Here is an 18,027-nt window from a genome sequence, read left to right as displayed (position 1 = left end):
AGCGCGACGACGCTGCCCATCGGCTTCGGCGGTGAGATGCCCCGGATCAGAGAGCACACGCTCCAGCAAGGCGACCGGGTGCTGTGCTACACCGATGGCATCATCGAGGAACACGTCGGCGACGGGGAGCAGTTCGGCGAGGAACGCCTCATCCGCTGCGTGAACCGTCTGGGGGAGGAGCCGTCGCAGGGGCTGCGGGCGGATCTGCGCCGGCTCTCTCACACGCTGAAGAGGGAACGGAGCGGGCGCACCAGCGACGACGCCACCCTTTTCATGAGTGGCGCGGAGGCGCCGCCGACCACGTCGCGGTCCTTGACTGAGCGCCCGCGTGTCGGGCCCGATCACGTTGTCGGCGACAAGGGCTACAGCTCGAAGGCAATCTGCACCTGGCTGCGGTGTCGGAACTTCCCCCCACCCTCCCGGAACGAACCGGCCAGACCGCCAACCGGGCCCATCGCACGGCAGCCAGGGTGGCCGCCCGCCCCCTCCACGCCACGTGACGAAGAGGCTTTCCACGCTCGGTAAAGCAGCGCCAGCGCGACGCGGTTGGGCACCCGAAGCCGGCCTGGGTGCTGGTATCTGCGCTTGGGTGCGGCGGAAGTAGTGGGCTGTGCGCTCCCACGGGCCCTCGGGGACAAGATCATCGGACATGAGCCAGACCCGGCGGCCCGGTAAGGGCCAGTGGGATGCGGGGTTGGTGGCGGTGTTCGTTGTGTTGCGGTTCGTGATGTGCTCCAGCAGCAGGGCGGCGACCGGTGCAGAACCGGCGAGGCTGGATCCCCGAGCCGTAGTAGCACCGTGTCGCCGTCGCGGGCGGCGAGGATGCTGGGCGTGACGCGCTCGATGACATCGCGCACGTATCCCGTGGTGGTGCCGGCGCCGTCGGTCAGGGCGGCACGGGTGGCCCCGCGACCGCGCCGCACGTGTCGTGGCCCAGCACCACGACCAGCGGGCAGCGAGCACGCTCACGCCGTACTCGATGCTGCTCAGCACCTTCGGCCCCGCCACGTGGCCTGCGGTGCGGACCACGAACAGGTGGTGCGAATGGCCGGAAGCACAAAAAGTGCTGCGGCGATCCCGCGCGGAACTGACCGAACGCCCAGGGCCCGGCAGGGCCCGAACTCCACGCACCAGACGGTCTCCTGCCGGACAGTCAGTCAGACAGTCAGCCACCCCAGAGCCTCTCTTACCGGCGGGCGTTCAACGAGCTTGCCGCCACCCGCCGCGGCCGCTCGTTGGCCGAGAAGCTCAGCGAAGTGGGCGGCGCTGTAGGGGTGGTCGCGCAGGACAGAGGCGACGACAGAGCCCGCTCCGCGTGTCCGGCCCCGGTCCTTGGTTTCCGCTCTGCCCCAGCGGCCTGTGGCGCCGTGCTCTGGAGGGCGCGTGACAGTTGCCCCGCGGCCTGCCGGGGGAACCGAAGCGGCCAAAGGGATCGTCAAGTATTTTGCGCGCATGGCCAAGCCGTCGGTGGTGTTCTCACCGGTATCGAACCCGACTGCTCGGCCGCACCATCATGCCCTGCGGCTCTGCTGCTTCGTCCGGTCTGCCGTATGAAGCAGCAGGGCCGCTCATCGCCAACGCCCAGGAGACACGGACATGGGAAGACGTAAGATCGCCGCTGCCGCACGGAGAACGGGGAAGGCTCTGGCTCTGGCTGCCGCCGTCGTCGGGTTGTCGGCTCTGGCTGCCGGGCCCGCCCACGCGGGTGTCATACCCCGCGTCTACCAGGGGGACGACTACGCGGAGGTGTCTCACGTCTACTACGAAGGCGTTTTCCTCGGGGAAGTGGCCTTCGCGTGCGACCGCGAAGCGGACGGCCACGGCGTCTACGCCAAAGTCTGGCTGGTCGGCGGGTACGTGGAGATCAGCGACGGCAACGGATCCGCGAACGGGTGCGGTTCACGCGCCTACGACAGGAACGAGGTCGAAGCCATCGAGGTCTGCGAGCGCGTGACCGGCCCCGACTGGTGCTCCGGCCGGAAGTACGCGTAAGACCGCGGAACCCCTGCGCGGCCGGGCCTGAGCGGTCCGCCGACTGCGTCCCGTGGTGAGTCGCTGCAGGCCGGCGCTGCGGACCGCGGGGGCGAGCGGGTACGCGGAGCCGCCACGTCCCAGTGACGGCTCCCCGTACCCGCTCCGAGCCCCTGCCGCGGTTGACGTGGCCGGGGCCCGGGGTGCTCAGGTGGCCTGAGCGTGGGCGGGGGCGGCCTTCGGCCGGCTGCTGGGCCGGTGGCCGTTGCCGGGAGGCGGGGGCGGCGATACGGGCGCGGAGCCGGGCTGTCCGGGGTCGCCGGAGCGCTTGAGCTCGCCGATGAACAACCTTGCCCCCGTCCGTGTAGATGACTCGAACCCGGTCTGTTCCGGATGACCGGCCGGGGTGCGGAACGGCAGGGTCCAGGACGGGTGGAGGGGCGGGGAGCTCCATGGTCATCGCGTACTTGGGCCGGTGCATCGCGGCGCTCTTCGACGGGGACTGGACCGAGGAGGACGCCGTACCCGCCTTCGCATGACCCGCAGGCGTCTGGTGCAGCGGTTGCGAGGCCTCAAGGCGGCAGCGGCCCTGGGTCATTCCCGGGGGAAGACGAGGGTGAGCTCGTCGCCCGGCTCGGCCCGGCGTACGGCGGCGAGGTCGCTGAGTTGCAGGCCGAACAGCGACCAGCCGGCCCACACCAGCCGGACCCGGTCTCCGTGTCCCCGTCGACGCCGACAGCCCCATCGACGGAGCCCGGCACCACTTCGCCGGGGACCACCCGGTTCCTCCGTAGGCGGGTTCCGCGGCGATGCGGAGCAGCCGACCGGTCGAACCGTCACCATCGTTTACGGTCCGCCGGACCGCACGTTAACTTTGCGCACCCTCGCGTCAGGCATGCATTGCTGCCCCGCCGCACACCGCGCGGCAGGGGGCAAGCGGCCAGGACACGCCGCAGCGTCGCCGAGTTCGGCTACAGGTCCGGGGCGAGCGGCCCTGCGTCCTTTCTATACCTCCGGCGGGTCGAGTAGCGCCGCTGGCTGGAGGAACTCGCTGGCGGTCGACGAGAGCCGTATCCATCGGTGTCCCGAGGTGGGGGTGATTCCGACAGACAGCAGGCGCAGTCGTGTGACGCGTTGCTGGATGACGTTGGGCAGCTCTGGCAGTGCGGCGAACAGCTCCACGTCCTGCTGCTTTTGCAGGGCGGCTGCTGCGGCTACTGCTGTGACCGGGAAGGTTCGCCGGGTTGAGGTTCCTGCCGGCGCCAGACCATTCGCCTCTCGCAGGGAGCGTGATCGCGTAAGTTGTGGCCGCTCGAAGATGCGCGCGAAGGAGTGGCAGTGGGCGGGAATCCTCAGGTAGCGGCGCTCGCGCAGGTTGTGCCAGCGACGCACGGCGTGGATGAGCGGATCGACTGGAGTGCTGTCGAGGAGATCTGGGGGACCCAGTTTCCGGCCGACTATGTCGCCTTCATGGAGATGTACGGGGCAGGGCAGCTCAGTACGGAAGTCGGAATCCTGCTGCCGGTTCCGCGGCCCGATGTCTACAGGGACTGGGACGGCCTGGAGGGCGAAACGGCGAACGCCCGCGGTACATGGGAGATGCTCGGTGGTAGAGCGGCCCTGGACGTGGATCCCGAATCCATCCTGGCCTGGGGCTTCACCAGCGGCGCAGACATTTACTGCTGGCTGACTACGGGTGATGATCCTGACCGATGGCCCGTGCTCGTGTGCGGGCGGCACACGGACCCTCCGTTCCAAGTCCACCCTTTCGGGATGGCGGAGTTCCTGCGCAGACTGCTCACCGATAACGAATTCCAGAAGGAAACGATCAGTGTCGTCCTTCCGGAAGAGCACTCTTTTGTCAACTGGCGTGAGAGGAAGCGGCGTTGGCAGGCAGGCCTGGACCCTTCGACGGGGAAGCCCTGGAAGTAGCCGCGGAAGCCCTGATGGCCTGGCCGCCCGCAGTCAGTGCTGTGACCGGGTTGGTTCACCCGGGTTGTCATGCCGCGTCGGGGATGGGGCGTCCGCCCCAGCGGATGCCCTTCTCGCTGCGGATGCGTGCGCGTTCCTTGCGTTGAGCGGCGAGGACGTCGGGATGGCGGGCGTTGGCATTGCGCCAGCGTAGGTAGCGGTGCAGTTCACAGGTCTGGACGGCGTGGTTCGGATGGTTCGAGTTCGCCAGCGTGAACTGTCGCAGTGGCCCGAAGTGAGCCTCGATCGGGTTCGCCCAGGACGCGTTGGTCGGGGTGAAGCACAGCTCGACCCGGTTCCTCCTTGCCCAGGCGCGGATCTTGGCTCCCTTGTGTGCGGAGAGGTTGTCCATGATCACGTAGATGGGGGCGCCGTCCGGACGCGCGCCGCGGATCGACTTGAGCGCGGCCAGGGACTGGGCGGCGCCCTTGTGGAGCCGGTTGACGCCCCACAAGATGTCGTCGCCGACCGAGTAGCAGCCGTGGAAGTAGGTCACTCCGTGGGTGCGGTGGTAGGTCGCCGGCACCCTGTCGGGCCTGCCTTGCTCGGCCCAGCACGAGCCGCCGGTGGGGCGGATCCCGAGCGGCCCGAACTCGTCGAACGCGAAGACCCGATCGGGGAAGTGCTGAAGGACGTGATCGATCCGGTCCAGCTTGGCGTCGCGCTGGGGGTCGGTGGACTCCTTCCACGTGTTGGTGCGCTGGAAGGTGATACCGCGTCGGGCGAGCAGGCAACGCAGGGCCTCGCGGCCGATGCGGATCACCCGGCCGTGGACCTTCCACAGATAGGCGGCGAGTTTGCGGATGGACCAGCGGGTGAAGGGCTGGCCGAGCCTAGCCGGGCGGGTGATGGCCGTCGCCACGAAGAAGTCTTCGTCGTCAGAGCTGAGTTGGCGGGGACGGCCTCCCGCCCACTGAGGGTCCAAAGCGGCCAGGCCGATCTCGTTGAACCGGTGGATCACGTCGCGGACGGTATCCTCATCGGCCTGGACCAGCTGGGCGATCACCGGCACCCGGTTCCCACCGGCCGAAGCCAACAGCATCATCGCGCGCCGGTAGCGGACCGTGTTGGTGCTGCCCCGGCGCACGATCTGCTGCAGCCGCTGGCCTTCCTGATCGGTCAGCCTGCGCACTCGGACGGGCTCAGCCACCGCGCCTCCACCACTCGAATCGGATGTCCCTCACATCCAACCGGCTCAGTAGCCCCGGCCGCGAGCAGCAACCCGGTGAACCTTCCCGGCCAGAGCACTACCTACCAGGCTTTCGGTGTGTTGGCGTCCGACTTACCGGCTGTGGCCAGCAGAGCAATGAGTACGACGTCCTCAACCTGGGCGAGAAAGGTGGGACGAACCACTTGCCACGTGCGGAGACGCTGCTCGAGACGTCCGGTGAAGCTTCGGTCGGACAGACGCGTATGCATCACCTTGCTGGCGGCGTCTTCCCCTGCGGTCATCGGATCGAATGTCGTCCGCGGCCTCATTCCTGGCTGGTGCGGGCAGGACACCAGGATGGCACCGGGCCCGGGACGTGAAAGCGCCAGCGTTCCGGCTGGCGGAAACGCTGGCGCGTGGCGAGCAGGATCAGGCGCTGGCGTGCACTGCGGGCGCCATGCCGTGCCCGTCGACCGTCCAAGCGGCGTTCTCCCAGACCGGCTCGATGCCTTCGGCAATCCGGTGGATGACAGCGGTGAGGTCCTGGCCGTCGACGTCGGCCGCACCCGATCATGGATGCCTTACGATCCACCCTTATGGGAATTTCAGGTCGATTTAAGGTGCAATGGATCAAATTTTGGCGACGGGATCCTGTGCTCTTGTCTCCGCTTGTGTTGACCGCTGTGATTGGTCTCCTGGCGGTCCTCACGCCGCGAGACGTTCCTTTCACTCGGTTGTTGCCGGCAGCGCCTGCGCTTGCCGCTTCGGTCTGGTCAGTGGGGGCAACTCTCCTCTTGGGGATGGTCTGTCTTCTTGCGGTCATCGGCTTTGCCGTGGCTTTCTCGGACAGCTCCTCTTTGTACACTGCCGGCGCGATCGGCGCCGTCACTCTCGCAGCCGCTTACGCCAGTCACCTGCGCCTGCAACGCGAGCACACCCTCGCCCAGGTCCGCGCGGTTGCCGACGCCACGCAGGAAGTCCTCCTCAGGCCGGTGCCTCACCGCGTCAGAAACCTGGAGATTGCCACTTTCTACCTCGCCGCGGCACCACAGGCCCGCGTCGGCGGAGACTTCTACGCCGTGGCAGACACCACCCACGGCCTGCGCCTGATCCTCGGCGACGTCCGCGGGAAAGGTCTGCGTGCGGTCGGTGTCTCGGCCGCCATCCTCGGCTCCTTCTACGAAGCCGCCTACGAAGCTCCCGGACTGGCGCAGCTCGCGCACCGCCTGGACACCACCATGACCCGCTACAGCGCCGCTGTCCCCACCGAAGATGGTTCCGAGCGCTTCGCCACGGCCGTCATCGCCGAAATCCCCCCAACCGGCAGCCACGCCTTCATCCTCAGCTGCGGGCACCCCCCGCCCCTCCTCCTGCATGACGGCAAAACCCGCACCATCGAACCTTCCGCCCCGTCACCACCGGTCAATCTCGCCGCGCTCATCGGCTCCGACTACCACGTCGACCAGGTCCCCTTCGGACGCGGCGACCTGCTTCTGCTCTACACCGACGGCGTCACCGAAACCCGCAACGCGCACGGCATCTTCTTCCCTCTCACCACCTGGACCCGGCAGACAGCCACCAACTCACCGCACAGACTTCTCAGGCTTCTCCACCGAGCCCTCCTCCATTACAGCAACGGCGAACTCAACGACGACATCGCCTGCGTCGCCATCCGCAACACCCCAAGCCGGACCGCACCTTGAGAAAGCAGAGATGTACCGCCGCGGCACGGGACTCTTATGCGCGGCTATCCGGCACCCGGCAGAGCGGGGCATCAGCGGTCCTACCCGTAGCTGTCGGAGCTGTTCCGGGCGATCTGACCAGCCGCGCCTTCATGCAAGCCAACCTGACGACCACTGCTATTGACTGTGTCCGTCGCGGCCCGCACCCTGGCGGGCCGCCATCCGCACGCCCGCATCGACCGCGCGGTGCGCGATCGCAGGCATTACGACCGACGCGCTGTGCCCTGGGCGGCCCCGGTGGGACACTGCGGCGGAGTCGGGATTTGTTTGTGCGGGGATGTCACCGCCTACGACCCGCACATCCCCACCGTGCTCGTCGCCCCGACGTGAAGGAGGACCGCGCCGGCGTGGTGCGCCCCTTCTCCGCCGCCGAGCGGGCCCAGCCCCAGACCATCGCACTGGACGACGTGGAGGAGCTGCGGACCATCCACCGCCGGGAACGCGACGACGTCACCGCCCTGCACACCAACCATTGCCGCCACGCCATCAAGACGGCGTTCACCGCCGGGGGAGACTGGGGCGTGCCCGGCCCCGTTGCGTGTACCGGTTGTGGATGCAGACCAGCGAAGGCCACACCTACCGGTTCCTCGTCCGTGCTCCCTCCCAGCCCGAGGCATACGCCCTGGCCCGCGCTTAATGGCAGGGCACCCCGAGCCCCGACGGATGGAGCGGCGGCCACCTGGACGACTGCGACCGCATCGACTTCCTCACCTGCGAGGGCGCCCGCGACATGCCGGTGTGGCCCTACTCCCCGATCAGCGACCCCGTGGCCCCTCCGCTCAGAGAGCGTACGGGGCGTCGTCGCCGTCGGCGTGGGTGCCTTCGGCGAGGCGCTGGGCGAGGTCGTCGAGCCACTCCTGGGCCCATGCGCGCAGGGCGGTGATCTGTTCGGTGGTGAGGCCGTAGGTGGTGAACTCCGTGTCGCTGACCCATTCCAGGGTTTCGAGGCGGTCGCGGAGTTCGGTGAGGTCGAATTCGTCGGGGTGGCGGGCGCCGAGGTTTTCCAGGTCGGCGGCGGTGTAGAGGTCGCGGGCGGCGTGGACGTCGATGAAGTCGCGGGGCAGTCCCCGGTCGGCGAGCGCGCGGACCTTGGTACCGATCAGGTCCTCCAGCGCGAGTACAGGGCCGACGTCGAGGACGACGGGTGGCCGCCAGGGGGCTTCCTTGAGTACGTCGACTTCGCAGGCGTGGCCGCTGGTGGGGTCGGCGGCCAGGAAGCGGGCTTTGAGCGGGTGGATGTCGATGACGGTGATGTCCCAGCCGCGGGCGGTTAGCCCGCCGGTGAGCGTGGTGATGATTTATTGTATTGGGGCTGGGTGGACGGTGGCGAAGTCCAGGTCCTGGCTGGGACGGTGTACCAGCCCGTGCGCCTGCACGGCGTAGCCGCCCGTCAGCGCCAGCCCGTATCCGCTCCCCAGCTCCAGGGCATCGGTGAGCAGCCGCCGGTGGTGCGCGGGGACGTCGTCCAGACTCACGCTGCTGCAGTCGCCGATGCCGCCGTGGCCGTCATGCGCAGCTGGGGGAAGGCGTTCTCCCAGGCGGTGCGGACGCCGCGGCCGATCATGCGGCGCAGCCGGGGCCAGTGCACGCGGAGCAGGTCGGCGTTCAGGAATGTCGTGTAGTCGTCGTGGAAGCCGCTGGTCAGGACGGTTCGGTAGAGGCCGAGGAGAAGTTTCTCGTCCGCGAGATCGTAGGCGCGCAGCCCGGACCAGGCCACGTGCAGCGGCAGCTCAACGACGCCTTCGCACGGGCCGCGCAGCTCCTCTAGCCGCTGCGGCAGCTGCCGTGCCTCGGGTGCCCAACGCTGCCGGTGCGTGGCCCCGGCAGCCGGCTCCCGCCCCGGCTCCGGGTCCTGCGGGCCGGGCCGCTGGGGCTCGTCGTGCGTCGTCATGGCGGCCAGCGTACGCGGCGCGGGGTCCGAGCGGTGGCCGGTTGTGCCCTCTGCACGGCATCCGTAGCTGCCGACCACGCCGTGTGACGCTCCGGCGCGGACGGTGAGCCGCGCGGTGCGCGCGATCGCCGGGCGGTCTGGGCCCGGCTGTGCCCCCAGGGCGGCGGCCAGGGCTGATGGCGGGGCGCACGCCCGCGACATAAGTTGATGCATCCACCGCCTGGTGTGGTGATCTCACCGACCGGGGCGGGGTGGGCGGCCTGTCACGCGGCGTTCACCGCTGCGGGAGCCGGCTGCGCGGGGCGACGCCCATGCCCTGCTTGCGGGCCCAGGCCCGATACGTACAGGAACGGGCGGGAGTGGACTTGCACTTCTCTCTGCCGCGTCCGAACTACTCGAAATCGGCGCAGAGTTTCGTGTACGGCGCCGTGCGGCATGTATTCGTACCGCAATGGCATGCAACGACGCTTGAGGGCTGGAGCGGGGGAGTGAACGCGGCGCTGGGGTCAAGGGGACGCAGGTTCAAATCCTGTCGTTCGACTCCGCTTCTTCGCAGGTCGGAGGCCGTTCTCTCATGATTGGGAGGGCGGCCCTTGGTGCATCCGGGGGCGCGGTGGTCGCTGTGTCGCACGTGACGCGGTCTTCGTACGCGACGGGCGTTTCATCACCTCGGCCGGTATCACCACCGGCATTGACCTGGCGCTGTCACGGGTCGAAGCCGGCTTCGGCGCGGACATCGCGCGCGCCGCGGCGAAGCACCTTTTCGTGTTCATGGCCCGCCCGGGCGGGCCGAGTGTGCGGGGGAAATTCGGTTTCTGGCGCCCGGCGTGCTCGCTAGGGTGCCGCAAATGGACGGAGTACCGACTCTGCGTTTCTGGCGTGGCTACCTCGGCGCCGTACGTGCGGGTACGAAAACGACGACGGTGCGATTCCGCGATCCGGTGGAGGCGGGGCCCGTCAGCCTGGTGTTCGACGATGAGGTGATCCTGCCGGGAACGGTCACGCAGGTGGTGGCCACGCGGGTGGCCGACCTGACCGTCGAAGAGGCTCTCCTCGACGGATTCCCCGATCTCGCAACGCTCCACGCCCGGCTCCAGTGGCACTATCCCGAGATCACTCAGGCCGACGAGGTCTGCGTCGTCCACTTCCGGGTGACCGGCCGCGCCACGACGACCGAAGGTCCGCAATGAACAAGCAAAACTGGCGCCTGGAGGTGCAGGCGGAATTCGCTGCGGGCGTCGTCGGTCACACCGGAGCCCGGGGCGCTGACTGGCTTGCGGCGCTCCCGGATCTGGTGGCCGACCTGCTGACGCGTTGGCAGCTCACCCCCGACGGCGACATCATGCACGGCTATCTCGGGCTCGTCGTGCCGGTGGTCCGGGGGTCCGAGGCCTACGTGCTGAAGGTTTCCCAGCCCTCCGAGGAGGTGGACAACCAGGTCACGGCGCTCGTCGTGTGGGCAGGCCGCGGCATGGTCCGGCTGGAGGCCGTCCTCCCGGAGCACGGCGCGCTGCTGCTGGAACGCCTCGACTACCGCCGCTCCCTCTATGACATCCCGCTGCCCGAGGCTGTCGAGCAGGCAGGAACGCTGCTGCGCAGGCTCGCCGTGCCGGGCTCGGACGAATTGCCCACCCTCGCCGACCACGTCGCCTCCTGGCCCGAGCGCTGGACCGCCGAGTGGCAGGCCCTGGACCGCCCGCTGCCGCGGCGGCTGCTGGATGCCGCGATCGAGACCTGCCGCGCCCTCACCCCCGGTGCGGAACGACTGCTGGTCCACCACGACCTGCACTACCGCAACGTCCTGGCCGCCGATCGGGAGCCCTGGCTCGCGATCGACCCCCGCGGACTGCAGGGCGACGCCGAATTTGCCCTGCCGACCCTGATGTGGACCCGCTTCGACGGGGCCGAGGGGGTGCCGGGCAGGTTCGCCGCCCTCACCGAACGCGCTGGCTTCGACCACGACCGGGCCAAGGGCTGGCTGCTGGTCCGCGCGGTTGACTACTTCCTGTGGTCAACGAAGGCCGGGCTGACCTGGGACCCCGCCGCCTGTCGGATCATCGCCGACTGGATCGTAGGCCCCTCGGCGGCGCAGAGCTTCTCGCGCTGATCGCAGAGCCCCGGGACGCGGCGAGGCCGCCGCAGCGTCATGCTGCGGCGGCCTCGCTTGCTGTGGGGTTTTCAGGTGGTGGGTGGGCGGAACGGGATGACGTTGTCAGCGGCCAGGGTGGGCGGTGGCGGGCTGTCCTTCTTTTGGGTGAGGACAGCGCCGGCGAGAGTGAGACGGGTGACCTGCTGGCTGAGTTCTTCGATCTCGGCTTTCTGGTTCTTGATCGTCTTTCTGAGCTGGGTGACGGTCTCCCGGAGCCCTTTCTCGGATTCGGGTATTTGTGGTGTCTCTCTTCGGACGCGTTCGTAGAAGGTGTTCTTCAGGTCCGCGTGCCGCTTCATGAGGCCATGCGGTGGACGCCGGCCTCGGCTGCGAGCGCGACGATGGTGAGGCTGCCGTCGGAGGCGGAGGGCTGTCCGTTCAGGCGCCCGTTCCGGCTGCACTCGGCTGCTTCCGTGCCGCCTTGAGGAGCAGCGCACCGACCGGATGGGCCGGAACAGGCCCGGGTACTGCCAGGGGTGTTCAGAGCCTGGTGACGTGCTGCTCCCACTGGTGCAGCCAGCCGGCGCGCCTGGCCTGGCCGGTGGCGGGCACGGTCTGCAGAGCCTCGGGCAGGGTGATCTCCTCCGGCCCCCTGGTGCCGTCGTCGAAGGAGCAGGCCCACACGGCCTCACGGGCCACGCTCTCCTCGGGCAAGGCATCGGCCTGCTCGACTGCTCCCGCCGCCTCGGCCTGGCCCTGAACACCGTCGAACGCTACGCCCGCATGCCCGAACCCCAGGCCCTGCGCATCGCCCCCCGCCTACCGGCCCACCCTCGTCGATCCCTACCGTGACCATCTGCGCGCCCGCCGCGCGGCCGACCCCGCAGTCCCGCCACCCATCTACTGCAGGAAATCCGAGCATTGGGCTACACCGGCAGTCCCAACCTGCTGGTCCGCTACCTCAACCAGGGACGCGCTGAAGGCGACCGACCCGTCACCACTCCGCGCCACGCCAGCCGCCTCCTGCTCACCGACTCCGAGAATCTGCACGAAGGAAACGACCCTGCTGGAGAAGATCGCCGCGGCCTGCCCACAGATGGCCGCACTCGCCGATCTCGTATGCGGCTTCGCCGCCCTGCTGTAGCCAGCCGAGGGCAACGACGTGAAACTTACCGAGTGGATCACGACCGCCCGCGCCGTCGACCTGCCCCAGCTGCACTTTCACCAACGGCCTTGAAATCGACCGGCCCGCCGTGGACGCCGGCCTCACCACCGACTACGGGCCAGACCCCGAGCTCTGACACCCGTGGGATATCGAACTCGCACGCGAATGCGGCTATGATCATCCGCAGCAAGGCCGTAGCGCAGAGGTCGTCGCGCCCACGCATCGAGCTGGAGGACGTCGGTTCGAATCCGACCGGTCTTGCGCCTACTTGATGTCGACGACGTGAAGGTCGAAGCGGAGCGCCGGTCCCCGGCGACAGACCGGTGGAGTGGTGATGGCCCAGCCGACAACGCCCGTACGCTGCCCGGCGATCGAGCACCCCGATCTGCCCCTGGCCGATCCCGCGCGGCTCGTGCCTCTGCTGGACCGCCTCGCGGACGAACGCTCGGTCACCGGCGACGAAACCTTCCCGCTCGGCACCCTGCGCGCCGACGGCCGCGTCGACCTGTGCAAGCAGGGCCTCGGCCCCGGCGGCGCCGCCCGCCTCGTACCCGCGGCCCTTGCCTCCCTGCATGCCGCGCATCTACTCCTCGGCACCAACTCCCTCCGCGACGAGGGCGTGCGCTTCCTAGCCGAGGCCCTCGCCGACGCGCGCCGCGCCGGCACCGGTCACGGGGTGCGCACCCTCTACCTCGGCTGCAATCGCATCGGCCCGGCCGGTGTGACCAGCCTCGCCGAGGCGCTCGCCGACGACACCACCGTCCGTGCCCTGTGGCTCAAGCGGAACCCCGTCGGCGAAACGGGCGCCCGCACCCTCGCCGGCCTGCTGCGGCACAACACCACGCTGCGCACCCTCGACCTGGTCAACTCCGGTGTCGGAGCGGAGGGAGTACGTGTCCTCCTCGACGCGCTCCTGGACCGCGAGGCCCCGCTCGAACGCCTCTTCCTCGGCGGCAACGGCCTGACCGCAGCCGACGCCCCGCTGCTCGCCGCGCTCGTCCGCGACGCCGGAGTCCGTGAGCTCTACGTCCCGGCCAACCGCTTGGGCGACGCGGGCATCGCGGTCCTGGCCGCCGCGACCGACGCCGCCCGTCCCGTCCGGCTCGGCCTCGGCGGCAACGGCATCGGCCCTTCCGGCGCCCGGGCCCTCGCGGACGCCCTCGACGGTATCGACACTCTCGACCTCGGCCGCCCCATGTCCGAACGCAGCCTCGGCGCCCCCGGCAACACCACCGGCGACGGCGGCGCGCACGCGCTCGCCGCGGCCCTGCCCGGCAGCCCCCTGCGCCGCCTCGAACTGCGCCACACCGGCATCACCGGCCGCGGCGCGAAGACGCTGCTGGCCGCGCTGGACAGCGGACATCGCCTCGAGTACGTGGGCCTCGGCCCCGGACTTCCCCGCCGGGTCAAGCGGTCGTTCACCGAACAGCTCCGCCCGGCCCGCGCCACCCACCCCGACCTGCGCGCGATCGGCAGCCTCTACCGATGAGCCGGCACACGACACCGCCGCCCGCGGCCCTCTCGCCCGCCGACGCTTCCGCCTGGGCCCGCATCCGCCGCTTCGCCCTTCCCGGCTGGATGATCGAGTGTGCCACCGAGGCCCGGCTGGCGGGCGACTGGCGGGCGGCCTGTGCCGCGGCCGCCGTCGACGTCCCGGACGACCTCGATCCCGAGCGCGTGGCCGACCGCCACGGCCCCGATGTGGCCGCCCGACTGGCCGACGACCTGCGCCACTTCGCACCCGACCTGCTGCGCTGGCACCTGCCGCGCACCCTCGGCGGCCACACCACCCTCGCCACCTGCCGTCGCATCGTCCTCGCCATCTACGGCGCCGCCGGACCCGTCCTGTCCGTCACGAACCTGCCGATGCTGGAAGGGCCGCAGCGGCTGCGCCTGCACCTCGGTCCCGCCCGCCCCGCCGGCGCGACCGACAAGCTCCACGGCGTGCCGTACCGCACGGAGGACTGGACCTGCGCCCGCCGCTTCTGGGACGCCCGCCGCACCGGCGAACTGCGCCTCAGCGCCAGTCCTGCCGCCACCGGCCGCCTGCCGTTCCTGCGCCCGGACGGCACCCCGCTCAACCCGGACGAACTACCCGACACGGACCCGGGGAGCGCCAACCCGGCCGCCCGCGCCGAATGGATCGCCGTGCTGCAGGCCCGCGGCGCGCACGTCGAGGCCTACGCCGCTGCCGGACTCGACCTCGACCTCACGCCCCCGCCCCAGGGCCGGCACTCCTACCGGGAGCTCGACGTCGCCGAACTCGTCACGCACGGCGCCGTGGACCTTACCCGCCTCGCCCCTGAACTCCGCCTGTTGTGGAACGCCGGACACGGTACGACCTTCCGCGTGCCCGTGCACTGGCGTGCCCACCTCCGGGTCACCTTCGACGTCACGAACGCCGACGAGCCGGTCGTACGGATCGTGGGCTGCGAGCGCGGCCAGGAAGAGGGCACCCCGATCCTGCCTTCGTACGCCTGGCAGCGCCTCCCCGACATCGGCCTGCTGCGCGCGGGACGGATCCGGCCCGAGGACCTGCACCCGCTGGTGACCTCCGCCCTGTTCCCTGAGGCGGCTCCTGCCACCGGCCCGGCCGGCCCGCAGGCGGCCGATCCGGTACGGGTCCGCTGCGGCGGCACCTGGCACGAGGTCATCTCCCGGAACGGAGTCCTCGACATCCCGCACACGCAGCAGGAGCAGCAGCGCGAACGGGCCCTCCGCACCTTCGGCGGCACCATCTCCGGCTGCTTCGCCACGCAGCTCGCGTGGACGACGGGCGAGGGGCGGCTGCCCCGGGCGCTGCAGGCCCAGCAGCGCGAGCTGTTCACGTACGTCCAGCACGGCGACGCGCCGGCGGTCATGGCGCTCCTCGACGCCGGCTGGGACCCGCACGTCCGCGACCGCAAGGGGCGCAGCCTGCTGCACCTCCTGCACCTGCTCGACCACCGGGAGCTCCTGCCGCGGTTGCTCGCCGCCGGGGTCGACCTGGAGTCGCAGGACAAGACGCACTCCACACCCCTGCAGAGCGCCGTCGCCCACGGCGGGTCGGCCGCACTGGTGCGGGACCTCCTCGACGCCGGCGCCCGCATCGACGTCATCGACGAGATGGAGCTCTCGCTCGCCGAGGTGATCCGCCGCTACCAGCGGACCGACCTGATGTTCCTGCGCCGCCGCGTACAGAAGGAGCATCCGGGCATCGGCTCCGAGTGGTTCGACGACTACCTGGACGAGCGGAACAGGAACGACGGTTGGGACGAGGAGCCGGGCTGGGACGAGGAGCCCGAGCCGGATCCGCTTGACGGATCGCGCCCCTCCCGGGAAGCCGACCCGTTCGGCGAAAGCGACCCCTTCGACACGCCCCAGCCCTCCGCGCCGGCCGGTGACGCCACCGGCCCCGCGGCCGAGGACGAGGACACCCCCGCATGACGACCGGTTCCACCGCGCCCCGCGCCGACGGCGTTCCCGCTCCCCTCGCGGCGGCCGACGCGCTCAACGCCCGCCTGCGTGCCACCCGCACCGAGGCCTGCGGCAATCCGCAACTGGAAGCCCTCGCCTTGGCCGTGACGGCGAACCAGCCCGTCCTGCTGTGGGGCGAGCCCGGCATCGGCAAGTCCGCCGGCATGCAGCAGCTCGCCGACGCGCTCGGCGTGGAGCTGGAGACCGTCGTCGCCAGCGTGCACGAACCCTCCGACTTCGCCGGCCTGCCGATCGTCGGCGACGACCCGGCCACCACCGGCGTACCGATGGCCCCGCCGGACTGGGCCGTCCGGCTCGCCCGTACCGGCCACGGCCTGCTGTTCTTCGACGAGCTCTCCTCGGCCCCGCCCGCCGTGCAGGCCGCCCTGCTGCGGGTCGTGCTCGAACGCCGCGTCGGCAGCCTCACCCTCCCCGAGTCGGTGCGGATCGTCGCCGCTGCCAACCCGCCCTCCAGCGCCGCGGACGGCTGGCACCTCAGCCCGCCGCTCGCCAACCGCTTCGTCCACCTCGACTGGACCCACGATCCGCGCACCGTCGCGCGCGGCATGGCCGGCATCTGGCCCGAGACCGCCCTGCCGACCGTCGACCCCGCCCGCATCTCCGGCGCTGTCGCCCGCGCCCGCGGCGTCATCTCCGGCTTCCTCACCGCCCGGCCCGGCCTGGTCCACCACATGCCGAAGGAGGCCGAGGGGCGCGGCCGCGCCTGGCCGTCCCCCCGCTCCTGGGAGGCGGCGCTGCGGCTACTCGTCACCGGTTACGCGTCGGGCGCCGGGCAGCAGGCGACGGCGGCCGCGGTCATCGGCGCCGTGGGCGAGGCCGCCGGCATCGAGCTGATGTCCTACCTGGAGAACCTCGACCTGCCCGACCCCGACCGCGTGCTCGCCGACCCGTCCGCCTTCGCGCTGCCCGACCGCGGCGACCGCCAGCTGGCCTTCCTCATCGCCGTCGTCGCCGCCGTACAGAGCGAACCCACCCGCCCGCGCTGGGAGGCTGGCTGGGAGGTCCTCGCCAAGGCCGTCGACGCCGGAGTCCCCGATGTCGCCGCCCGCGCCGCGCGCGACCTCGCCGTCATGCGCGAGCCCGACTGGCCCATCCCGTCCGGTATTGACGCCTTCCTGGAACTCCTCCAGCTCGCCGGCGCCCTGCCCGGCGTGCGCTGACCGGCGCCGCCGTGTCCGCCACCCCCGCGACCGCCGGAGGCGAACCCGCACAGGAGCTGGACCGGGCCAAGCTACTCGCCGCGCGCTACAAGGCCGCCGAGGCACGCCCGTACCTTGCCTCCGCTCTCTACGCCCTGACGATCGTCCCCACCCGCCAGGTACGCACCATGGCCGTCGACCGCCACTGGCGCTGCTACGTCGCACCCGCCTTCGTCGCGGCCACCGCTATCGAGGAACTGGCCGGCGTGTGGATCCACGAGGCGGCCCACCTCCTGCGCGACCACCACGGCCGCGCGGAGCACCTGCCCGCGGCCGACCAGCGCGACCGGCAGCGAATCAACATCGCCCAGGACTGCGAGATCAACGACGACTTGCTCGCCGACGGACTGCGCCTGCCCGAAGGCCGCATGGAACCGCGCCTGTTCGGCCTGCCCGACGGCGGACTCTTCGAGGAGTACCTGCCCGGCATCCCCGCCACCTCGCCGCACACGCTCGACTGCGGCTCCGGCGCGCACGGCGTCCCGGCCCCTTGGGACCTCGGCCAGGGCGGCCCCGACAGCACCAGCGGCCTCAGCCCGGTCGAGGCCGAAGCCCTGCGCCGCCACACCGCCGAGGCCGTTCGCGCCCACCACCGCTCCCGCGGCTCGGTCCCGGGCGGCTGGCGCCGCTGGGCCGAACAGACCCTCGAACCCGTCGTCGACTGGCGCAAGGCACTCACCGGCGCCGTCCGCGAGGCCGCCGCCTGGGCGGGCGGCGCCGTCGACTACACCTACCGGCGCCCCTCGCGCCGTACCCCCGCGCTCGGCGGCCGGGTCGTACTGCCCAGCCTGCGCCGGCCGCTGCCCCGGGTGGCCGTCGTCGTCGACACTTCCGGTTCGATGGGCGACGACGACCTCGCCGCAGCCCTCGCCGAGATCTCCGGCGTGCTGCGCGAGGTCGGCATCGGCGGCAACCGGGTCGCCGTCCTCGCCTGCGACGCCGACGTCCAGGCCGTCGCCCGTGTCACCGCCGTCGACCAGGTCGAACTCGCCGGAGGCGGCGGCACCGACATGACCGTCGGCATCCGGGCCGCGCTCGCCGCGCCCGAGCCCCCGCAGATCGTCGTCGTCCTCACCGACGGCCACACCCCCTGGCCCGACGACCCCCTCACCTGCCGCCTCATCGTCGCCCTGATCGGACCGGACGCGCCACAACCCCCGGCCTGGGCGGAGACCGTACGGATCACACCGGCCTGAACTCCACCCGTTCAGTCCTCGATGAAGCGGAAGCAGCCGGTACGGGGGATCGCCAGCAGCGCGCCCTCGATGACCCTGACCGGACGCCGCGTCAGCAACGCCGATCGCCGGTCCTTGGCCCCGTGCTGCCAGCGCCGGCCGCAGGCGGGCGCCCGGGCACACGAGAGGGCTCGTGC

14 protein-coding genes and 5 pseudogenes are annotated in these 18,027 nt (G+C 70.8%); 13 read left to right on the top strand and 6 right to left on the bottom strand.

From position 1 onward, the window contains the following. A partial coding sequence (locus tag ABT078_RS38495; protein ID WP_351236369.1) for a SpoIIE family protein phosphatase occupies nt 1–525 on the top strand: 525 nt, incomplete at its 5' end. 284 nt (nt 526–809) lie between these two features. Here ABT078_RS38495 and ABT078_RS38490 read toward each other — a convergent pair. Further along, nucleotides 810–1,035, bottom strand: a pseudogene (locus tag ABT078_RS38490) (carbonic anhydrase); the annotation flags it as partial. Between the two features lie 561 nt (nt 1,036–1,596). On the opposite strand from ABT078_RS38490, the gene ABT078_RS38485 reads away from it, so the two are divergent. Both ABT078_RS38485 and ABT078_RS38480 read left to right on the top strand, forming a co-directional pair. After that, nucleotides 1,597–1,992, top strand: a complete 396-nt coding sequence (locus ABT078_RS38485) for a hypothetical protein (protein WP_351236367.1) — start codon at nt 1,597–1,599, stop codon at nt 1,990–1,992. A gap of 1,317 nt (nt 1,993–3,309) precedes the next feature. Next, complete coding sequence (locus ABT078_RS38480) at nt 3,310–3,903, top strand: SMI1/KNR4 family protein (RefSeq protein WP_351236365.1); 594 nt, start codon at nt 3,310–3,312, stop codon at nt 3,901–3,903. A gap of 67 nt (nt 3,904–3,970) precedes the next feature. Here the strand turns inward: ABT078_RS38480 and ABT078_RS38475 are convergent, their stop codons facing one another. Further along, entirely contained in the window at nt 3,971–5,092 is a 1,122-nt protein-coding gene (locus ABT078_RS38475; RefSeq protein ID WP_351236363.1) for an IS630 family transposase, read from the bottom strand. Between the two features lie 776 nt (nt 5,093–5,868). Here ABT078_RS38475 and ABT078_RS38470 point away from each other — a divergent pair. After that, nucleotides 5,869–6,795 carry a PP2C family protein-serine/threonine phosphatase gene (locus tag ABT078_RS38470; protein WP_351236361.1) on the top strand — a complete coding sequence of 309 codons (927 nt, stop codon included), beginning with the start codon at nt 5,869–5,871 and terminating at the stop codon, nt 6,793–6,795. Nucleotides 6,796–6,954: 159 nt separating this feature from the next. Continuing rightward, on the top strand, nt 6,955–7,164 hold the full coding sequence (locus tag ABT078_RS38465) for a hypothetical protein (protein WP_351236359.1): 210 nt from the start codon (nt 6,955–6,957) through the stop codon (nt 7,162–7,164). Nucleotides 7,165–7,613: 449 nt separating this feature from the next. On the opposite strand, the pseudogene ABT078_RS38460 reads toward ABT078_RS38465, so the two are convergent. Together ABT078_RS38460 and ABT078_RS38455 are read right to left on the bottom strand one after the other, a co-directional pair. Next, a pseudogene (locus ABT078_RS38460) lies at nt 7,614–8,309 on the bottom strand (nucleotidyl transferase AbiEii/AbiGii toxin family protein). After that, entirely contained in the window at nt 8,306–8,725 is a 420-nt protein-coding gene (locus tag ABT078_RS38455) for a hypothetical protein (protein ID WP_351236357.1), read from the bottom strand. Before ABT078_RS38455 ends, ABT078_RS38460 begins: the two are co-directional and overlap by 4 nt. An 848-nt stretch (nt 8,726–9,573) precedes the next feature. Here ABT078_RS38455 and ABT078_RS38445 point away from each other — a divergent pair. Continuing rightward, entirely contained in the window at nt 9,574–9,915 is a 342-nt protein-coding gene (locus tag ABT078_RS38445) for an ASCH domain-containing protein (RefSeq protein ID WP_351236355.1), read from the top strand. After that, the gene (locus ABT078_RS38440) at nt 9,912–10,832 is read left to right on the top strand and encodes an aminoglycoside phosphotransferase family protein (RefSeq protein WP_351236353.1); all 921 of its coding nucleotides are present in this window, start codon (nt 9,912–9,914) and stop codon (nt 10,830–10,832) included. Before ABT078_RS38445 ends, ABT078_RS38440 begins: the two co-directional genes overlap by 4 nt. Nucleotides 10,833–10,903: 71 nt before the next feature. Here the strand turns inward: ABT078_RS38440 and ABT078_RS38435 are convergent. Together ABT078_RS38435 and ABT078_RS38430 are read right to left on the bottom strand one after the other, a co-directional pair. Further along, nucleotides 10,904–11,256: pseudogene (locus tag ABT078_RS38435) on the bottom strand (hypothetical protein). 98 nt (nt 11,257–11,354) lie between these two features. Continuing rightward, nucleotides 11,355–11,528: a hypothetical protein gene (locus tag ABT078_RS38430; RefSeq protein ID WP_351236375.1), complete on the bottom strand. Its 174-nt coding sequence runs from the start codon at nt 11,526–11,528 to the stop codon at nt 11,355–11,357. Here ABT078_RS38430 and ABT078_RS38425 point away from each other — a divergent pair. The 6 genes and pseudogenes from ABT078_RS38425 to ABT078_RS38400 form a co-directional block, all read left to right on the top strand. Beyond that, nucleotides 11,511–12,085: pseudogene (locus ABT078_RS38425) on the top strand (transposase); the annotation flags it as partial. The gene ABT078_RS38430 and the pseudogene ABT078_RS38425 overlap by 18 nt on opposite strands. Before the next feature lie 82 nt (nt 12,086–12,167). Then, nucleotides 12,168–12,240 (top strand): annotated as a pseudogene (locus tag ABT078_RS38420). A 73-nt stretch (nt 12,241–12,313) separates the two neighbouring features. Next, on the top strand, nt 12,314–13,468 hold the full coding sequence (locus ABT078_RS38415) for a leucine-rich repeat domain-containing protein (RefSeq protein WP_351236351.1): 1,155 nt from the start codon (nt 12,314–12,316) through the stop codon (nt 13,466–13,468). Then, the gene (locus tag ABT078_RS38410) at nt 13,465–15,405 is read left to right on the top strand and encodes an ankyrin repeat domain-containing protein (RefSeq protein WP_351236349.1); all 1,941 of its coding nucleotides are present in this window, start codon (nt 13,465–13,467) and stop codon (nt 15,403–15,405) included. Before ABT078_RS38415 ends, ABT078_RS38410 begins: the two co-directional genes overlap by 4 nt. Continuing rightward, nucleotides 15,402–16,616 carry an AAA family ATPase gene (locus ABT078_RS38405; RefSeq protein WP_351236347.1) on the top strand — a complete coding sequence of 405 codons (1,215 nt, stop codon included), beginning with the start codon at nt 15,402–15,404 and terminating at the stop codon, nt 16,614–16,616. Before ABT078_RS38410 ends, ABT078_RS38405 begins: the two co-directional genes overlap by 4 nt. Before the next feature lie 11 nt (nt 16,617–16,627). Beyond that, entirely contained in the window at nt 16,628–17,851 is a 1,224-nt protein-coding gene (locus ABT078_RS38400) for a vWA domain-containing protein (protein ID WP_351236345.1), read from the top strand. The last annotated feature ends 176 nt before the right edge of the window (nt 17,852–18,027 follow it).

The sequence above is a fragment of the Streptomyces sp. NPDC002133 genome (assembly GCF_040296405.1).
Lineage (GTDB): Bacteria > Actinomycetota > Actinomycetes > Streptomycetales > Streptomycetaceae > Streptomyces.
Note: the sequence above shows the minus strand (reverse complement) of the source record. Positions and strands in the feature narration are given on the sequence as shown.

Excerpts from the sequence above, each read along its gene's own strand:
- ABT078_RS38485 (WP_351236367.1), top strand. The coding sequence starts at position 1,597 with ATGGGAAGACGTAAGATCGCCGCTGCCGCACGGAGAACGGGGAAGGCT.
- ABT078_RS38455 (WP_351236357.1), bottom strand. The coding sequence starts at position 8,725 with ATGACGACGCACGACGAGCCCCAGCGGCCCGGCCCGCAGGACCCGGAG.
- ABT078_RS38445 (WP_351236355.1), top strand. The coding sequence starts at position 9,574 with ATGGACGGAGTACCGACTCTGCGTTTCTGGCGTGGCTACCTCGGCGCC.
- ABT078_RS38440 (WP_351236353.1), top strand. The coding sequence starts at position 9,912 with ATGAACAAGCAAAACTGGCGCCTGGAGGTGCAGGCGGAATTCGCTGCG.
- ABT078_RS38415 (WP_351236351.1), top strand. The coding sequence starts at position 12,314 with ATGGCCCAGCCGACAACGCCCGTACGCTGCCCGGCGATCGAGCACCCC.
- ABT078_RS38410 (WP_351236349.1), top strand. The coding sequence starts at position 13,465 with ATGAGCCGGCACACGACACCGCCGCCCGCGGCCCTCTCGCCCGCCGAC.
- ABT078_RS38405 (WP_351236347.1), top strand. The coding sequence starts at position 15,402 with ATGACGACCGGTTCCACCGCGCCCCGCGCCGACGGCGTTCCCGCTCCC.